This is a genomic window from Pontibacter sp. LHS2, from assembly GCF_058932845.1.
The window spans coordinates 753,769-772,305 of record NZ_JBZYWG010000002.1 but is presented as its reverse complement, the minus strand read 5'-3'; the positions used below and the strand labels follow the sequence as shown (position 1 = coordinate 772,305).

At 47.6% G+C, this 18,537-nt stretch carries 12 protein-coding genes and 1 tRNA gene; 8 read left to right on the top strand and 5 right to left on the bottom strand.

The genetic code is table 11. The features are described from left to right. Positions 1-7 precede the first annotated feature (7 nt). A complete protein-coding gene (locus AC5FX6_RS11955; protein ID WP_493597284.1) occupies positions 8-667 on the top strand; it encodes a thioredoxin family protein in 660 nt (219 codons plus the stop codon). A 72-nt stretch (positions 668-739) separates the two neighbouring features. Here AC5FX6_RS11955 and AC5FX6_RS11950 read toward each other — a convergent pair whose 3' ends face one another. Beyond that, on the bottom strand, positions 740-2,713 hold the full coding sequence (locus tag AC5FX6_RS11950) for a peptidylprolyl isomerase (protein WP_493597283.1): 1,974 nt from the start codon (positions 2,711-2,713) through the stop codon (positions 740-742). 128 nt (positions 2,714-2,841) lie between these two features. Between AC5FX6_RS11950 and AC5FX6_RS11945 the strand changes: the two genes are divergently transcribed. The 6 genes from AC5FX6_RS11945 to cysK all read left to right on the top strand — a co-directional run bounded on the left by AC5FX6_RS11945 (position 2,842) and on the right by cysK (position 8,450). Beyond that, positions 2,842-3,336: a hypothetical protein gene (locus tag AC5FX6_RS11945; RefSeq protein WP_493597282.1), complete on the top strand. Its 495-nt coding sequence runs from the start codon at positions 2,842-2,844 to the stop codon at positions 3,334-3,336. Between the two features lie 4 nt (positions 3,337-3,340). After that, positions 3,341-3,835: a hypothetical protein gene (locus tag AC5FX6_RS11940; protein ID WP_493597281.1), complete on the top strand. Its 495-nt coding sequence runs from the start codon at positions 3,341-3,343 to the stop codon at positions 3,833-3,835. A 339-nt stretch (positions 3,836-4,174) separates the two neighbouring features. Beyond that, the gene (locus AC5FX6_RS11935; RefSeq protein ID WP_493597280.1) at positions 4,175-4,675 is read left to right on the top strand and encodes a hypothetical protein; all 501 of its coding nucleotides are present in this window, start codon (positions 4,175-4,177) and stop codon (positions 4,673-4,675) included. Between the two features lie 667 nt (positions 4,676-5,342). Further along, the gene (locus AC5FX6_RS11930) at positions 5,343-6,509 is read left to right on the top strand and encodes an MFS transporter (protein ID WP_493597279.1); all 1,167 of its coding nucleotides are present in this window, start codon (positions 5,343-5,345) and stop codon (positions 6,507-6,509) included. Positions 6,510-6,676: 167 nt separating this feature from the next. Continuing rightward, entirely contained in the window at positions 6,677-7,519 is an 843-nt protein-coding gene (locus tag AC5FX6_RS11925; protein WP_493597278.1) for a serine O-acetyltransferase, read from the top strand. 13 nt (positions 7,520-7,532) lie between these two features. Next, on the top strand, positions 7,533-8,450 hold the full coding sequence (cysK, locus tag AC5FX6_RS11920; protein ID WP_493597277.1) for a cysteine synthase A: 918 nt from the start codon (positions 7,533-7,535) through the stop codon (positions 8,448-8,450). 69 nt (positions 8,451-8,519) lie between these two features. On the opposite strand, the gene AC5FX6_RS11915 is transcribed toward cysK, so the two are convergent. Further along, positions 8,520-8,954, bottom strand: coding sequence for a DUF2267 domain-containing protein (locus AC5FX6_RS11915; protein ID WP_493597276.1), 435 nt, complete (start codon positions 8,952-8,954; stop codon positions 8,520-8,522). A 424-nt stretch (positions 8,955-9,378) separates the two neighbouring features. On the opposite strand from AC5FX6_RS11915, the gene AC5FX6_RS11910 reads away from it, so the two are divergent. Next, positions 9,379-11,106 (top strand): SIR2 family protein, encoded by a 1,728-nt coding sequence (locus tag AC5FX6_RS11910; RefSeq protein WP_493597275.1) that lies wholly within the window; start codon positions 9,379-9,381, stop codon positions 11,104-11,106. 374 nt (positions 11,107-11,480) lie between these two features. On the opposite strand, the gene AC5FX6_RS11905 is transcribed toward AC5FX6_RS11910, so the two are convergent. From AC5FX6_RS11905 to AC5FX6_RS11895, 3 genes are all read right to left on the bottom strand, one after another. After that, a tRNA-Ala gene (locus AC5FX6_RS11905) sits at positions 11,481-11,554 on the bottom strand. Positions 11,555-11,672: 118 nt separating this feature from the next. Continuing rightward, positions 11,673-14,942, bottom strand: coding sequence for a TonB-dependent receptor (locus tag AC5FX6_RS11900; RefSeq protein ID WP_493597274.1), 3,270 nt, complete (start codon positions 14,940-14,942; stop codon positions 11,673-11,675). 237 nt (positions 14,943-15,179) lie between these two features. Next, positions 15,180-18,365, bottom strand: coding sequence for a TonB-dependent receptor (locus tag AC5FX6_RS11895; RefSeq protein ID WP_493597273.1), 3,186 nt, complete (start codon positions 18,363-18,365; stop codon positions 15,180-15,182). Positions 18,366-18,537: the final 172 nt, after the last annotated feature.

Here is an 18,537-nt window from a genome sequence, read left to right as displayed (position 1 = left end):
AAAAATTATGATCACAGAGACTATGTCTAACACAGTAATTACGAATGAACACTTGGCGAAAGCCATGACTTATACACAATACCGCGAATTAATTGACACACTGCTGGCGGAGAACAAAACCACAGGCACTAACCATTCCGAAGCTATGGTGGAGTATACCCGTATGAATGCCCAGCGTATGCGTCGCGTCGAAAAAACCACCGTGCTTGATAACGAACTCGTGGATCTGATGCTGAGCGTGCAGAACAAGATGATCTGGGTGATCATTACAGAAGCCTGGTGCGGTGACGCCGCCCAAACAGTACCGGCCCTAGTGAAAATAGCCGATGCCTCACCGCTAATTGAAGTGAAACTGCTTTTGCGTGACGAAAACCCGGAAGTAATGGACGCCTACCTGACAAACGGAGGCCGCTCTATTCCAAAGCTCATCGCCCTCGACGCCATAACGCTGGAGGAGCTCGGGACCTGGGGGCCACGACCAGCGCCTGCACAGCAGCTTTTCACGGAGATGAAAGCCCAGAACGTAGATTATAAAGAATTTGTAGAGAAGCTGCATGGATGGTATGGCAAAGACCGAAGCAAAGCACTGCTACAAGAGTTTAAGCAGCTAATTCCGCAATGGGGTCAACTGCAGAAACTAGAAGAACAGCCAATGGAGCGATTCTAAAACTTCGTTTCATATAAAAGCGGCGGCCTTACATGAAGGTCGCCGCTTTTTTTGTACCTGTCTCTTACAGTTTTAGCGTGTTTTAGCACGCAGAATCAAACTTACCTGCCGGATCTTGTCGCCTACCTCCAATTGATGCACGACATCCATGCCCTCGATCACTTTCGCGAAGATAGTGTAGCGGCCGTCCAGATGCGGAGTAGGAGAGTGGGTGATGAACCACTGGTTACTCTCCGTGTCTTTTCCAGCAGAGGCCATGCCTATATAACCTTCACGGTAATGCAGCGGTGCAAACTCTGACCTGATAGAGTAGTCGGAACTACCCCAGCCATCGCCACGCTTGTCGCCACCCTGCGCCACAAAGTTTGGCACCACTCGGTGGAAGTAAAGCCCATCAAAGAACTGCTTGTTTACCAACTCCACAAAGTTAGCCACTGAACCCGGGGCTTCTTCAACAAACAGCTCCAGTGTGATAACACCTTTCTCGGTTTCGATCACCACCTGCTGGTCAGGATGAATCGTCTGTACAAGCTGCCAGTCTATTGGGTGTGTGAAGGGATTTTGTGGGGTTTCGGATTGCTCTTTGCCGCTCAGGTAATCGATGGTCTTCTGCAGTTCAATATTGGTTTCCATGTCGCGCGGCAATACCAGTTTCTGTTGCGCGGCGGTCAGGAAGCTATGGTCGCGGTAGGTCTCCCGGAAGTTGAGCTTCGGATTACGGATCACGCCGGCGGCAAGGCCTACCAGGGATACATCACCGGAGGCTATGCCTTGTTTAAAAATGCCGGCGAAGTCTTGCTCCATCGACTTTGGAAAATCGGCCTGCTGGCGCATGGCGGAGAGTGCCTCCATGCCATACGTGCCGATCACCGGTTGTGAAGCGGCAAAGGTTTCCTTAGCGATAAATTGGTAGTTGCCATAGTCAGCTGAGAGCGCCTTGAGTAAATGCGCTTTATCGTATGGGTTCTCGGTGCGCAGGTATAGCTGCTGGTACTCCTGGCTCAGCTTGGCTTTATCGGGGCTGTTGCGCAAAATCACCCAGATCAGACCGGCCCGTACACGGCCATCTTCCACCTGGGTGAGGGCTTTGCGAAGTGTATTGCTGCTTACGCCAGCATGATTGGCCTGCAGGAATTCCGCCGTAGCCACTGCCGTGTTGATGTTCTGATCGGTCAGGCCAGCTAAGATAGCCTCGTCTATTTCTTCGAACTCAAGCCCTGTCATGGAGCGGATCGCGCTCAGGCGCACCCGGTAATCAGGGTCGCTTTGCACGATACCCGATAGTAGCGCCGCTTTGTCACGGGCGTTCACTTTAGAAAAAGCCTGGGCCACTGCCATACGCACATCCGCTGATTCATCTGATGTAACCACGGTCGTCATCTGCTGGCGGTAAGGCGTCAGGTCAAGCTTCGGGGTGCGGGCCAGCAAATGAGCGGCTGCGAGACGAACTTCATAGGACTTACTTTCAGTGAGCCACTGTATTGCCCGTTCCACGGCCTGCGTACTGCTGATCTGACGCAAACCAGCCCGGTACAATCCCCAGGCTTGCCCAGCTTGCGCTGTTTCATTGGGTGCCCGATAGTTCACCAGAAAGTTCAGGCCGCCGCTGTCAGCCAGCTTGCCGAGGGCTTCCAATACTTCCGCCTGCACAGCCGGGCGCTGCTCCTGTTGCAGGTGGCGGATCATAGCCTGTTGCGCTTTTTTATGCCCGATCTGACCCAGTGCGTAAGCAGCCGCTGTCCGGATTACGGTGCTGGTGTCTGAAAGGGATATCAGGAGTTGCGGAATGGCCAGTGTGTCTTGTACCGAGGCAAAGGCTAGCGCTGCTTCCCGGCGGTACTGCGGCTTGGGGTGATTGAGGAAGCTGAGCAGCTCCGTCGTTTTGCGCTCATCCTGCAAGGTATAGAGCTCACGCAGGGTCGCGTCAGAGAACTTGTTGATTTGCTGTGTCGGTGTATCGGTAGCTACCGCTGCGCTTTGCTGAGGCTGTTGACGACAAGCCGCAAAAGCGGTGAGGGCCAGTAAGAGGGTATAGCTTTTTTTCATCGTTTATGCTTATGCGCTTTCAATATACTAAATGCCTTTAATATAGCCCTGTTTAAATGTTTTGGTATGAATTTGTTTGGTAACTATGTAATAATTAGTATATTGATTTCTTAAAGCTATACCTAACAATGCAGCACACCGGCATTAGCGTACGTTTGTTTTCCAAACCTTATGGCATCAGGTCGCAGATGGAGCGCCTGCTGTTTGTACTCGCCTTGCTATCAGTGGTTTTGCACGGTTGGCTGCTTTACCAGCTTATTGCTGTGCGGGATTTCCATTCAGCCATGACCTTCCTGTACCTGTTTAGCTTGCTGCCCTTCTGTCTTTTTATGGCATCCGTGTGGCTTGATCACAATCCGGGTTATCAGCGTCACCTTACCCTCTCGGCATCAGGTATACGGTACCGGCTTGGGTTTATGCAACGGGAGCACGATTTTGACTGGGAAGAAGTAGAGCGCATTGTTCTGGGCAGCCACATGCTGGAGTTTGAACTGAAGAACGGCGAGCAGCACGCCATTTCTCTTGATGCGGTGAATCACGAGAAAACCCTGCAGCGTGTCCGGGAGGAGCTGGTTCAGGTTGCAACTGCGAGGGATATAGCTATTGAGATGACACAAAACTAGCGTTATGTATGTAAACCTTTACCCTAACAAAGAACTTAAAAGAACAAAGCAAGTCTTGCTCTGGGCAGGTATACTACTTCTATGCGGTGGACTCTCTGCTTTGATCGGTGAGTTCGTGGCCCGTGAGGAAATTCGTTGGGGCTGGGCTGGCGGAGCACTTGTGGTCAGCACAATCGGCCTGCTGGGTTTCGCCGTAGGGGCCGGCTACCTCCGGTTGAAAGATGCTTACTTCTCCATGACGCCGGAGCGCATTGCCTATCGCCTTACTTTGTACGGTGCGGAGCACATCATCCAATGGGATGCCATAGACAGCATACAGGCATCTGAACATATGCTTGTATTTGAGCTGAAAGACAGCCGGCAACTGACCATGCGTCTTGGTCATATCCAAAGCCCTGAAATAGCAAATCATGTTAGTGTGAGCATACAGCTGGCAGCCATACAGCAGCATGTAGAAGTAAATCAGGTGCCGGTAAGTGCACAGCAGGTCAGTATGTAGCATCAACTGTTGTTCGTCACAACTCTATCTGTACCTAATTACTTACCAATTTTCCCATTGGTCTTTCTTCCAACCCCTGAAGGTATAGACTTCTCTTCTTTTGCTTGCCTAAGCCCTGTTGTTATACTTTAGGCCAATTATATCAGCAGTTTTATCTATCATAGAGCGACACTATCCATGTGAAGGGGAATTGTGTTTAATTAATTTTGATTAAAATTAAACCTGTAATTAAGCCAAGCGTATTTATCTTTAATTCAATTTTAATGCTTCCCTTACAGCTGCGTTAAACATTTCTTTTCTGTTATGCCTTGCTGTAATCTACAACACAATACAGCTTTCATGTACATCAGTCTTTATACAGCCCGACAACTGCGTAGGATCAAAGACCGGCTGCTTTGGTTGGGGCTGTTTATGGCTAGTGGGGGAGGGTCAGCGTTAATTTACAATCTCATACTGGTGGAAGAGGCACGCTGGTTGTGGGGTAGTGCTGCCATTGTGATTGCTTTCGTAGGGTTGTACCTGCTAGTGCTTGGTCTAGACAAAATTCCGCTCAAAAATGCCTTCGTAGCTATATCGCCTGCTAAAATATCCTACAGACTCAACTTCTACAGCAGGGAATATAACCTGGATTGGAGCGGTATTGCGGCGATACATCTCAGCGATCACTGTGTGCTTTTTGACCTGCATGGCGGCCGTCAACAATCACTTTTCTTATCTGGCATCGAAAGTCACAATATGGCCAGCCAAGTGGCGCTTAGCCTTCAGTTAGCAGCTTTGGAGCGTAATGTGACCGTCAATGGCGTCCGATTCAATGTGCCTAACAGAGTTCCAGGCATCTGATTTCAGTTTTACATGTCTCTCTCCTTGCCAGCCTGCTCAACCAAATGGTGGGTTCTTGTCTATCTAATATTTCTGGAGTCTAAGATTCTAAACCAATCTTGTTTTAGATTTTGCAGGCGTTTCACATGCTTATCTGTTTATATAAAAATCTATTTTGGTAATATGATTGTAAAAAATATGATTAATTAGTTTTTTAATATATATTTTTACTGTAATATTGCTATAGATAATGTTCTCACCTTAAACAAACTGCTAATGAAATTAAAATTTTATACAGCACTGATCAGTGCTCTTCTGTTTCTGTCATTCGCAAGTTTCGCAAATGCTAACCTAAAGTCTGCTAAAAACGAAAAATCAACTAAGAATAAGAGGCAAGCAGTATCTGGTAAGAAAACGGCCGATTTCATTTCGTTTAAGTCTTCAGTGTACAACAAAGATGGCTTGGTAAAGAAAAAGCGTAACAGGAAGGGCTGTCCGAGCTTTGATTAATATACGGATTAACTCTTGAAGAAAGACTTAAGCAGCCCCGGGGTTGCTTTTTTTATGCCACAGAATCTTGCTCAGTTACAGATGATTTGCTCATCAATAAGCTGCACGTATCAGAGCAGCTTGCTTAGGCTATAGTTTGGAAGCGATTGTTTTCGGAACTTGCGGCTTTAACCTGATTATGGCCGAGCTGAAAACACGTGTGTATGGACTTCAATTTGGATTGCTGTGCCTGAGCTCTTTTCTCTTCTTTGCGAGTTTCAATATGATTATCCCGGAGCTGCCGAACTATATCACGCAGCTGGGCGGTGCTGAGTACAAAGGACTGATCATTTCTCTGTTTACTTTAACGGCTGGTTTGTCAAGGCCTTTCAGTGGGCAATTGGCTGACAAGATGGGGCGTATACCTGTCATGCTGATCGGAGGGGCTGTCTGTATTTTGTGTGGCTTCCTATACCCTATCACTGGCACGGTGGCAGCGTTCCTGCTGCTGCGTCTTGTGCATGGTTTCTCAACTGGGTTTACACCTACCGGCACGGCCGCTTATGTGGCGGACATTATACCTATGGAGCGGAGGGGAGAGGCAACCGGTCTGCTCGGCTTAGCAGGCAGTCTAGGTATGGCGGCAGGACCAGCGATGGGAGCCGCTATCGCCAATAACTTCTCTCTCGATGCCATGTTCTACTCATCTTCGGCAGCCGCCTTCCTGTCAGTTGCTGTTGTAGCCCGCATGCACGAAACACTGGACAATCCAAATCGCTTCCGAATGGGATTGCTCAAAGTTTCCCGCAAAGAGATATTTGAACCGCGCGTGCTGGATCCATCCATTGTTATGATGCTCACTGTGGTTTCCTTTGGAATCATCCTGACAATCGTTCCTGATTTCAGTGAGCACCTGGGCATTCAAAACAAAGGACTCTTCTTTACCAGCTTTACACTCTCTTCACTGGCTATCCGTTTTCTGGCCGGCAGAGCCTCTGATAAGTACGGCCGCATTCGGGTGCTTAAGATTAGCTCGGCCTTACTGGTCGTGGCAATGGGCCTGATCGGCTGGGCCAGTACGGCGACAGAACTGCTGCTTGCTGCGGCTGTTTTCGGCGTAGCTGTGGGCATGAATTCTCCAACTGTTTTTGCGTGGACCATTGACCTGAGTCACCCGGAGCACCGTGGCCGGGCTATGGCTACCATGTACATCGCCTTAGAGGCAGGTATAGGGTTTGGTGCGCTGGCCTCTGGCTGGATCTACTCCAACGATCCCAGCAAGTTCAGCCTGGTGTTCTGGACAGGAGGAGCTTTTGCCTTGCTCGGATTCTTATACCTCAACTTTGTAGTCAAAAATCCCAAGTAGCGGTATTCTGCATACTTGACTTTCCCTGACCAGGCGGATTGATAGGCCAGGTGTCCCCACCATTATTTCCGGTCATACATAGACATAGCCCATGGGGCGTCCGTATAGTTATCTATTGTATACACTTCAGTTAAACTTTAGCTTAGTAGAGTAGTTCCTCCAGTATTATGACAGCAATGAGCCAGGCTTTTATAGATCACTTGACAGCTTTGCACCAGAAGTCCCGGCATGTGGTGCCACACTCCATGAGCTGCGCTTTTCTGGATGGTTTGCTGCAATTGCTGTTTCCTTCACTCTCTGAGCGCTCTTTTGGTTCCCGCTCAGAAATTGAGGCGTATGCCATGCTGTTGCGCTCTGATCTGGAGAAGATTCTATTCAGAATAGAAGAGCGGCTGCCTGCTAAACCTTATGAAATAGCAGACGCTTATTTTGAAGCTTTGCCAGATCTGCAGCGCCAGCTCAATGCCGATGCCGCCGCCATTGAAGCGGGAGACCCTGCCGCTGTGAACATAGACGAAGTGATCCGGACTTATCCCGGTTTCTTTGCTGTTGCTGTATACAGGCTCTCGCATCAGTTCTGCCGTATGGGAGTGCCTTTGCTGCCACGCGTACTTACAGCCTATGCGCATGCCAAAACAGGTATAGACATTCACCCAAAAGCCAATATTGGAGCCCGCTTCTGCATAGACCATGGCACTGGCGTTGTGATTGGAGAGACAGCCGACATCGGAAACAATGTGAAGATATACCAGGGTGTAACCTTGGGAGCGCTAAGCGTAGAAAAGACAATGGCAAACCTGAAGCGGCACCCTACCATACAGGACAATGTGATCATCTATGCCGGAGCCACGATACTGGGCGGAAAAACAGAAGTAGGCCATAACAGCATCATAGGGGGGAATGTGTGGTTAACCGAAAGTGTGCCCCCGTTTGCCAGGGTATATCATCGCCCGCAGATCAAAGTGAGTTATTATGAAGATAGAGCTGATGTTCTAAATTTTTCAATTTAAAAAAGATACATATATGAAAGCGCATAGCATACTAGAAACCATAGGGAAGACTCCCCATGTGAGAATCAACCGTCTGTTCAAAGACAAAGCAGAAGTGTGGATGAAGCTGGAGCGCGCCAATCCCGGTGGCAGCATCAAGGACCGCATCGCTCTGGCAATGATCGAAGACGCTGAGACGAAGGGTATCCTTAAAAAAGAGAGTGTGATCATTGAGCCTACTTCGGGTAATACAGGTGTCGGGTTGGCGATGGTTGCTGCTGTGAAAGGCTATCCTTTGATTCTGGTAATGCCCGAGTCTATGTCGATTGAGCGACGCAGACTAATGGCGGCCTACGGAGCCAAACTGGAATTGACGCCGCGTGAAAAGGGCATGAAGGGCGCCATTGAAAGAGCCCGTGAAATGCTTGATGAGCACGAACATTCCTGGATGCCGATGCAGTTTGACAACGAGGCCAATACGCAGGTGCACATCGAAACCACGGCCCAGGAAATTCTGGCTGACTTCCCGGAAGGCTTTGATTACATGATCACAGGGGTAGGAACTGGAGGGCATATTACAGGAGTAGCCAAAGTGCTGAAGCGCCACTTTCCGAACCTGAAGGTATACGCTGTAGAGCCTGCCGCCTCACCGGTGCTAAGCGGTGGACAACCCGGCCCACACCCGATTCAAGGTATAGGCGCCGGTTTTGTACCAGGTATAATGGATACCAGCCTGATGGATGGGGTGGTAACAGTGGCTGCTGACGATGCTTATGACTTTGCCCGGAGAGCTGCCATGGAAGAAGGTATATTTGTGGGCGTATCATCAGGCGCCTCATTGGCAGCGGTGCAGCAGAAACTGGACGAAGAAATTCCGGATGGTGCCCGGGTGCTCACCTTTTGCTACGACACCGGCGAGCGATACTTGTCTGTGGAAGGACTGTTTGTGTAGCGGGTACAGTAAACTTCTTAGAGCTGCGCCGCCTGTTGCACAAGGCAACAGGCGGCGCAGCTTTTTTCATCAGGCAGCCAGTAGTTCCTGGATGTCCTCGTTAAGTGATTGTTTCACTTTCTGTAGTTGTCCGTCGGTCATGGTGCGCTGCAGTGCCTGGAATACAGCCCGGAAAGCAGCTGTGATTTCATCGTCTTGTTGAAAGTCATTGTTAGCGGCAAAAGCATTCTTGTTGCGGATGTAATTGATCCAGTCATTTGCATTGCGAATGGTCACAGGTACTTTAGATGGATCATACTGGTCAAAGTAGATGCCTTTCCAGAAAATGGGTAGTTGAGCGGCAAATTGTATAGCATCATTCACGGGCAATCTGTCACGTATAGATTGCAGCACAGCCCTGAAGATGCGGCCGGCTTTGTTGAGGTCCTCGGTCTGCAGTTCTGTCGCTACATCCTGCAGCAGTACGGTTGCATTCTTAATGTTGTCTTCAAAATTAAATGGCATAGATCCTCCCTTCTTTAAGCGTTGCATCCTATATGGTACGTCCGGAAGGGGGGCTTGTTCCGGAATATTTGGCACTCTCATAGATAGCTGGCGAAGTTAAAACGGTACAAAACAGTGCTGTTTAAAGGGCAAAGCGACTTATGGTATTAATTGCTTGATATGGTTCGCTATCATATTGATAAACTTTGCTTTACATGCCATTGGCTATACCTGTATACTGTTATGCCGAATGACTTTAGGGCTTAGGCTAACTGCAAAAATCGGTACATTAATTCCATTAAAAATAAGAATTGTGTGAGGTCAATTTTTAAGTTCAAAGTAGTTTCGGCAAAAGAAACTCAAAAAGCTTATAAAATGAGAAAAAATGCGTGGCTTTAGTATAAAATAATCTATATATTGTACCGGTATAGAAGCAACACGCATTATGAATGCCCAAGTAACGTCGGTATCTCATTCAATTTTCAATAACAAAGGTGCTTTTGCGCTTTTATTAGGCTCTGGAGTTTCCGGTAGCGCCGGTATACCTAGTGGTAAGGAAATAGCTTTCGACCTGATTCGTCAGATTGCAATTCTTGAAAATGCGAAGTGCGGACCGAATCCCGAAGAATGGTTTTTGGAGCGGTTTGGGGAAAAGCCTGGCTATGCAAACCTGTTGGAACCGCTTACGAACACTGAAACAGAGCGACAAAACCTATTACGCAGATACTTTGAGGCAAATGAAGCTGAGCGGGAAGAAGGACTTAAGAGACCGACACTTGCGCATCAGGTAATTGCCCGGTTGGTTAGCAAAGGCTACATACGCGTCATCATCACGACCACCCTCGACAGGTTAGTAGAAAATGCATTAAGATGTATAGGTATAGAGCCTGTCGTAATTAGCTGTCCCGGTCACATTGTCAATTCCCTTCCGATCGTTCACTCTAAAGTCACCGTCATTAAGGTCAACGGGGATTATATTGACTCCAGCTTTTTGAATGTAAAGAGTGAAGCAGACAAGTACGAAGAAAGGCTCACGGAGCTGTTGCGCTATGTAGCGGATAACTTTGGCTTGATCACCTGCGGATGGTCTGCTGCAAAAGATAGTGTGCTGAAAGAAGCTCTGGAAACATCGAATAAGTTTAGGTTTTCGAACTACTTTACATACCTGGATAAGCTTGGTAATGAGCTCGAAGAACTGGCCTACATCAGGAGAGGCAAAACTGTAAGCATCACCAATGCTGATTCCTTCTTCAAAGAGCTGCATGATCATGTAGAAGTACTCGAGAGCACGAACGCTGTAAACCTTTCAACCTCACAGATCGCAGTATCAAAACTGAAGAAGTATATTGTACAGGATGATCAGATCATACCGCTTCATGACCTGATAAGAGGAGAGGTTAACCGGGTGAATCTGGACTTCAATGCGCTATCTGTTGATGGTACACCAACCAAAGAGGAGATTAAAAAGCGGGTAGATCACTATTTCCAGCACTGCAATACATTGTGCGGTTTGTTTGTGAATGGTGTTTATTGGGGCAAAGAGCAACATCATTCAATTTGGCTCAATAGTTTAGCCTATTTTACATCTGCCAAAGAAAGAGAAGGAGGAGGGAGTGTCTGGCTTGATCTAGAGACCTTGCCCGGGCTTATCTTCCTTTACAGCATCGGTCTGGCCAGTATCATGAAGAAGGACTACAGGCTGCTATCCAAGATGTTTTCCATGACCTCACATTTAAGGTATGGAGACGCCCCGATCCTGGACTATGTGAACGTCACTAAAATATTAGATCATAATACACTGCGGGAGGCTTTGGGAAACAGGCAGCTTGTTCCTATGTCTGAGTTGCTGTTTTCAGAACTGAAGCCGCTCTTCGACAACTTCTTGCCACACAGCAAGGATTATGAGAATCTGTTCGACATGTTCGAATACCTATTAGCCTTATCTTACACCAAGAAAATCGGGAAAGGGCCAAGTCCTGTTGGCAGGTTCGGGTACAGAGTAAAACAGAATGTCATCAAGCATCCGTTTGAACAGATTGCCTATGAACTAGGTACCCAAAAGGAGGGTGAGAGCTTATTTTCTCCATCCCTGTTTGTGGATATGTCCGACCTGACACACACCGAGAAGAAATTTAAAGAATACTTTGATAAGCTTTCCGGGTATTATTTCTGATCTAGCTTAACCTTCAGAGTTAGTCTTAATAAGAAGTTGATATTACCTGTCTTAGTATATTATTGGCCCCGGTGTGTTGGGTAGCAAATTAGGAATAGGTATAGCAAAGCATAAAGCAAGCTTACTCCTCTACTCGCTATACCTGAAATTCCTTAAGTCTAATCACTGGTCTACTCTCCTGAGTTTCTAACCTTGGCTTTTTATCGGTATACCTAAGCGTGGGGCTGCAGGCCTGTTCAAATGCTTTAAATGAGGTAACAGTATAGGCTGAAAGGAGGAGGCGTGGAATAAACTGAGGGAGTTGTGTGTAATACTGTGTATCCCCCTAAACACAAAAGCCCTTACGTTTTAGCGTAAGGGCTTTTTTATCAGTGTGGAGAATATCGGAGTCGAACCGATGACCTCTTGCATGCCATGCAAGCGCTCTAGCCAGCTGAGCTAATCCCCCGTTTGAGTGTCACAAAATTAGAACAAATTTCGAATATGCAAAAACTGAAGCGTCACATTTTGAAAATAAAAAAGGCGGGACATTTGTCCCGCCTTTTTGCTGTATAGGTTATTTCTGCTTAGTTGAAGATATAACGCAGACCAAGCTGCATGCTCCAAGTACTAGCTAAGCTGAAGTTCTCACGGTAAGGAGAGTCTGGCAAGAAATTGTTGCCATCGTTGTCACGTACTGTGATCATGTTGTAAGTAGGTACGCCGGTAGCAGAAACTGAAGCTACTCTCAACAGCTGGTAGTGGAAGTTAGAACCACCGTTCAGTTGCTGTCTTACACCCCATGCAGAGTTCAGCATGTTACCGATGTTGTTAACGTCAACGCTCAGCTGCAGTGTATTGCGCTTGCCACCTACGTTGCCGAAGATGTCCTGAAGCAATCTGAAGTCAAACTGGTTGAACCATGGCATCAAACCGCTGTTACGCTCAGCGTAAGCACCTCTCTTCAAACCTTGGTTGGCTACGAATGTATCGAAAGCCTGACGCTGTTGCTCAGCAGTGAACTGTACCTGACCATTGTTCATGATAGGAGCGAAGTTCATTTCAGCAGAGTTAGTTGGGATCCAAAGCAGGTCACTGCTAACACCATCTCTGTTTACGTCACCGTTATAGATGTAAGAGAAGCGACCCTGAGAAGAACCTTGGTAGAACAGGGATACTGTAGTTGCAAGACGGTTAGCGTACTCCAGACGGTAAGAAGCGTTCGCTACTACACGGTGAGGAATTGAGTACTGAGAGATACCCATCAACAGTTCGTTTGGATCGTTGATAGAGTAGTTGTTTGACCAGGCAGAACCTGCGCTAGAACCTGGGTTACCAGTTACGTCTTTTGCTTCAGTGAAGGTATAGAACACGGAACCAAAGAAACCGCTTCTAGAAGGAAGAGTCAAACCAGCAGTGGCAGACAGTGAGTGACCTTTATCGTTGTTCGTTAGAATCACTGCTTCACGAGTACCTGACACGTACTGCGCGTTAGATGAACCGTTCCAGAAGTCACGGTTATCACCGTTGTTGTTCAGTTGCATTGTAGCAGGCTTTCTGTTCGCGTTGAACTGGTATACACCTACCAGGTCTTTGGTGAACAAGAGGTCAGCAGTAGCTACGAGCGGTGTACCAGCAATCGTGTAATCAGCACCCAAGCTGCTTCTCCATACCTGTGGCATTTTGAAGTTACGGTCAACAAGGGCAAAGCTACCAGGAGCACCAGCATTTGGCTGACGGATGAATACATTAGAAGGACCGTTTTCTAACCAGTAGTAACGATCAGGCTGGAATCTGATTACGTCAAGTGTGCTAGCGCCAACACCGTCAACTACGTTCTGGATTACACCAGCACCAGTTGGCATGTTGGTTAACCATACGAAAGGAACACGACCAGAGAAGATACCTGTACCACCACGAAGTGACAGTGAGCGGTCTTCCAGAAGGTCTAAGTTAAAGCCGATACGTGGCGACAACAGAACTCTTGACTTTGGCCACTCACCGCTAGAGTAAGTAGTTTCGTTGCCATCCGGATCAAGAAGTGTCATGTTATCGATAGATGGGTTGGCTGTCAGATCGTTCATATAGATAGGCAACTCAGCACGTAAACCCATTGTCAGGTTAAGACGGTCAGTTGCAGCGAATCTATCTTGTACATACAGACCAGCCATACCGAAATTGATGCGGGAATATGGATCCTGACCTTCGTAAGGGTAAGTCAGACCAAACTGAATAGGACGTGCATCGTTGATGAAGTCATCAACAGAAGCATAACGGTAGTAAGAAGTACCGTAGCGCTGGAAGCTGTTACCGAAGTTCTGAATCTCGAAGCTAGCGCCACCAGTCAGGTTATGCTTTCCAGCAAGTAACGAAACGTTGTTGATGAACGAGTAGTTGTTGTTGATTACATCATTCTCCCAAGAGAAAAGTTCGTAACCAAAGTTCATGTATTGGTCACCGTCTTTCCAGATGTCAACAAATGGGAAAGGGCTGCTTGGAGAAGTACGTGTGTCCTGAATGCGGCTGTAAGTAGCCAGGAACTGGTTAGAAAGCACAGAAGATAGTGTGCTGTTCAATTCAGCTGTTACTGAACGTACTGAGTTTTCGAAACCGTAGTTAGAACCTGCGAAAGAAAGTGCGTTCTGGCCGATACGGGCAGAGCTGGCACGTGGGTTTGGAGCAGAGCTGGCGTTTACAGTCTGGTCGCTGGTACCTACTACCTGGTTGTAACGAAGTGTAAACTTGTGCATGTCGCTGATGTTCCAGTCGATACGCGTCAAGAATTTTGTGTTTTTGTTGTTGAACTCGTTGGCATAGTTCTCATAAGCACCTGGGTCGTAACCGTAAGTGTTGATCAAGTGCTGACGAACGCGCTCTAAGTCTGCTGCAGTAGTTCTTGACACGTTAGGACCAGTAAGGCCTGGGCGAGAAGCTACCCAGTTTACACCAGGGTAAGTTTCGTTTTCGTGCTCGAAGTTTGCGAAGAAGAACAATTTGTTTTTGATGATCGCACCGCCTAAACGGGCACCGAAGATTTGGTTCTTTCTTTCAGTCTGCTCAGGCAGTTCGTTGTCACCAACTTTTCTACCGTTGAAGTCCTGGTTTCTGTAGAATGTGTAAGCAGAACCAGAGAATTCGTTTGTACCGCTACGTGTTACAGCGTTGATGCCAGCACCGGTAAAGCCTGACTGACGTACGTCGTAAGGAGCGATATTAACCTGTACCTCTTCGATCGCGTCAAGAGAGATAGGCTGAGAGTTACCACCAGGAAGTGGGTTAGAGCTAAGACCAAAGCCGTTGTTGAAGTTAGCACCGTCTACCTGAAGGTTGTTGAAACGACCATCACGACCGGCAAAGCCGTTACCGTTGGCCTGTGGAGTCAGACGAGTAAAGTCTGTAACACTTCTGTTAATAGTAGGAAGTTTCTCCAGCTGCTGTATTCCTACGTTAGTAGCGGCACCTGTTTTGTTGGCGTTGAACACAGACGAACGGTCAGTGCTTACAATTACTTCCTGCAGTTGCTGACCTGAGTCAGACATAGTAGCATCAAGCTGGTAAGGAACACCCAGGCTCAATGAAATGTTGCTGTAAACTTTTGGCTCGTAACCAATGTAGCTTACTTCGATGGTATAAGGACCACCAACACGAGCGTTAGGAACGTTAAAGCGACCCTCAACGTTCGTCACACCACCGTATGTGGTGCCAGAAGGACCGTGTGTTGCTCTTACGGTTGCCCCGATCAAAGCTTCACCCTTTGAATCCTTTACGGATCCGGTAATACTACTTGTTGTCACCTGAGCGTGCATAGTAACCACGCACAGCAACAAAAGCAGTGTTGATAGTAATAACTTTTTCATAAAAAGATTGATTGATTTTTGCTTGCAAAATTAGAGGCTATAATCCGAAATGCAACTACTTATAGATTAAATTATTATTAATAATTTGTCTTATGTTATTTGCTTTTTAGCATCGAAAATTTATAGTAAATTGCGAACACACTGTTAGTTTAAACACTGAGTGCCAAAAAGAAAGGCGGAGCTATATGGCTCCGCCTTTCTTTTTGGCACTCAACTAAATTAGCACACAGTTTACATTCAATTGAAAATGTAGCGGATGCCAAACTGGGCTCTCCAGCGTGACGAAAAGTCATTCACAAAATAAGGATTTCCATCCGTCAGGCCACGGCCGGTATAGTTGAATCGGGGTGTGGTAGTACCCGGCTCATAACCTATAAAATCAATGGCTTGGAAGGCATTGAAGGTGGCTGTATACTGCCGCCCCCAATCCTTATTGAGCAGATTAGTGAAGTTGAAAATATCGAGGGTCAGCTGTAAACGGTGATCATTGCTGCCTTGCCCTACCCGGAATTCCTGCATAACGCGCAGGTCAATCTGATTTGTCCAGGGTAGCCGGTCTCCATTCCGCTCCGCATATTGGCCTCGTCGGTCGCTCAGGTAGTCGTTGCTGCTGATAAAGGCGTCCAGCGCAGCCCATTGCTCATCCGGTGTCGCAGAGCCAGGTACGATATTGCCATCACGGTCTCTGAAAGGTACAAGATTGATTTCTGACTGGTCTCTTGGCACGTAGATCAGATCATTGGTTCTGCCTGCATCATTGTTCACATCACCATTATATATATAAGAGAGCGGTACACCAGTTTGTCCGTTGTAGAATGCCGAGATGGTTGTGCCAGCGAAACCAAGGTATTTTAAGTTGTATGTAAGGCCCGCCACTATTCTGGAGCGCACATCATTATCAGCAAAGGCTTCTGTTACATTATTCAGACCTTCTACCTGGTTTACGTTTATCCAATTCGAACGTGCCTGGCTGGAGTTACCTGGGTTGACATCTTTCGCTCTGGAATAAGTATAGGCCAATGAGCCAGAAATGCCATTCTCTACAAAAGCTTTCTGCAACTGACCTGTCAGGCTATAACCAAAACCACGACTGGTGTTGGTCAGGTATATGATATCCTGGAAATTATTGCCTTGTATGCGGCCAAACACCGGGCGATTGTCTGCGCCTGTCAGGGTACCGGTCTGCTCCAGGTTCAGGTTTTGATAATAGATGTTATTCAGGTTTTTTGAATAAATACCTTCCAGTGTTGCCACAATGTCAAAAGGAAGTCTTTGGTCAATGGCGGCGTTCACCCGGAAGAGTTGTGGAAATTTGAAGTCAGGATCTGTGATATTGATCTCAGCCGTTCTATCTGAAAGTCCTACTGAAGTGGCGGTGGGTTGTGCGTTCGGGTTCGGATTGAAGCGGATTTGCTCTAGCAACGGACCTGAGGTGAGCGCCAAGCTGCCCAGCAGTTGACCGGTATTGGTATACTGGTTAGCAATCCATACAAACGGAGCACGGCCTGTGAAGATACCAGCACCACCGCGAATTTGTGTGTTACCATCGTCCATCACATCCCAGTTCAGACCTACCCGCGGAGAGAGCATAAACTGAGCGCCCGGCGTTTTGTCTGTGGCCAGGCCCCGGCTTGCAAACGCTTCATTGAATTCCTGATTGGCGGCAGGTTCGTCATTAAATGTAGGAATGTCGAGTCGTAAACCAGCTGTTACCTTAAGGTTATTGCGTACGGCGTACTCATCTTGTATATAGAAGCCAAGCTGAAAAGCCGAGAATTCCGCGCCCTGCTGCCGATTATCGGTACGAGAGTAATTTCTGAAGAAGGCTCCTGGCGCTGCTTCATTGGGTGTGCCTATCGCTTCAAATGCCTCGAGGGAGTTATATTCATAAGCACCGAACTCTTGCCTGATGAACAAGTTGTAAGTTTTGTAAAACTCGTTGTGGGTACCCAGCGTGATGGTGTGCTTTCCTAAAAAAGCGTTGAAGTTGTTGGTGATTGTCAGTACATCCTGATCCAGTTGGTTTTGCACAGAGAAGGGTTCACTGCCCAGCGAGATCGTTCTGCCACCTGACAGGCGAATCAGTACGTTTGGAAATGGGTCGCCGATGATGTCGCGGTCGTCACGCACGGCGGTGAAGCCGATCAGGGCCTCGTTGGCGAACTGCCCTCCAAACTGGCTGCGCAACTGCAGTACGCTGGAGTTTGTCGTGCTGGGGAAAAACTCGGCGTTGTTAGCAAATCGGAGAGCGTTTGGGGTACGGGAGTTATCGCGGTTTTCACCATACACGTAGCTGTGGCGGAGTGTAAGCTGGTGGTTGTCGGTGATGTTCCAGTCAAGTCGGGCGAATATCTTGTCACTCAACGTTTCGTCATCTATCCCCCTGAAACTGCCCGGGTCGTAGCCCAGGCGATTGGCTACACTCAGTACGCGATTCGCTTCGTCTACCGTAATGTTAGAACCGGCGCTTCCAGGCTCGAACAGGAGTGGAGCAACTCTCTTCGTTTTTTCACCATTCACAAAGAAAAAGAGTTTATCCCGGATGATAGGGCCGCCAAGCCGCAAACCCATCTGATAGTCCGTAAAATCAGGTAGTCTGGTTCTGGCGTCGTCCGGACTTTTGCCAACCAGACCTTCGTTATTGCCAAAATAGTAAGCTGAGCCTGTGAATCGGTTGGATCCACTACGTGTAATGGCGTTGATACCACCCCCTGTAAAACCACTCTGTCTGACATCAAAAGGGGCTATTACGACCTGTATCGCTTCAATGGCATCCAGTGAAATGGGTTGTACGCCAGTCTGTCCGCCATTGGTGCCACTGGCTGAGAGACCAAATACGTCATTGTTGACAGTGCCGTCTATCGAGAAGTTGTTGAAGCGGTTATTCTGTCCGGCAAAAGAAATACCTGAACCAGAAGTGGAGGCCTGTGGCGTGATGCGGGTAAAGTCATTTAGGCTTCGGGAGATGGTGGGTAGCGATTCCAACTGCTCTGTTGATACGTTGGTGGCAGCGCCCGTTCTGTCAGAGTTGATGATTTTGTCCTGTGTGGCGGTAATCTGTACTTCACCGAGAGTAGTCGTGCTTTCAGAAATGGTAAGGTCCAATCTGAAGTTTTGACCCAGGGCCAGGTTAATGTTTTCAAATCGCTGCTCTTGGTAACCTACATAGGAAGTTCTGACCGTATAGGGGCCGCCGACACGCATGTTTTGGATATTGTAACGACCCTCTGCATTGGTGGCGGCTACATACTGTGTGTTAGTGGGAGTGTGGACGGCAATAACCGTTGCGCCTGGAAGAGGGGAGCCGCTCTGGTCTTGCACCACACCATTCATGGCTGCAGTCGTCGTACCCTGTGCCCATGCAAAGTGGCCGCTCAGTAGCAGCAAGAAGGTCACAAGCAACTTTGTGTAAATAGTCCTCATAATACTTATAAGCTAAATTGAAAAAATATAACTTCTTATAAGTACGTATGTATGAGTAATTTATCTCTTTTTTGAGTTGAATTTTTGTGTTAAGAAATAGTGCTGCAAATACTAGGTATAGCACAGGGGCAAACAGCTTCCTGTATGTATAGAATTCCACCCTCTTTACAGT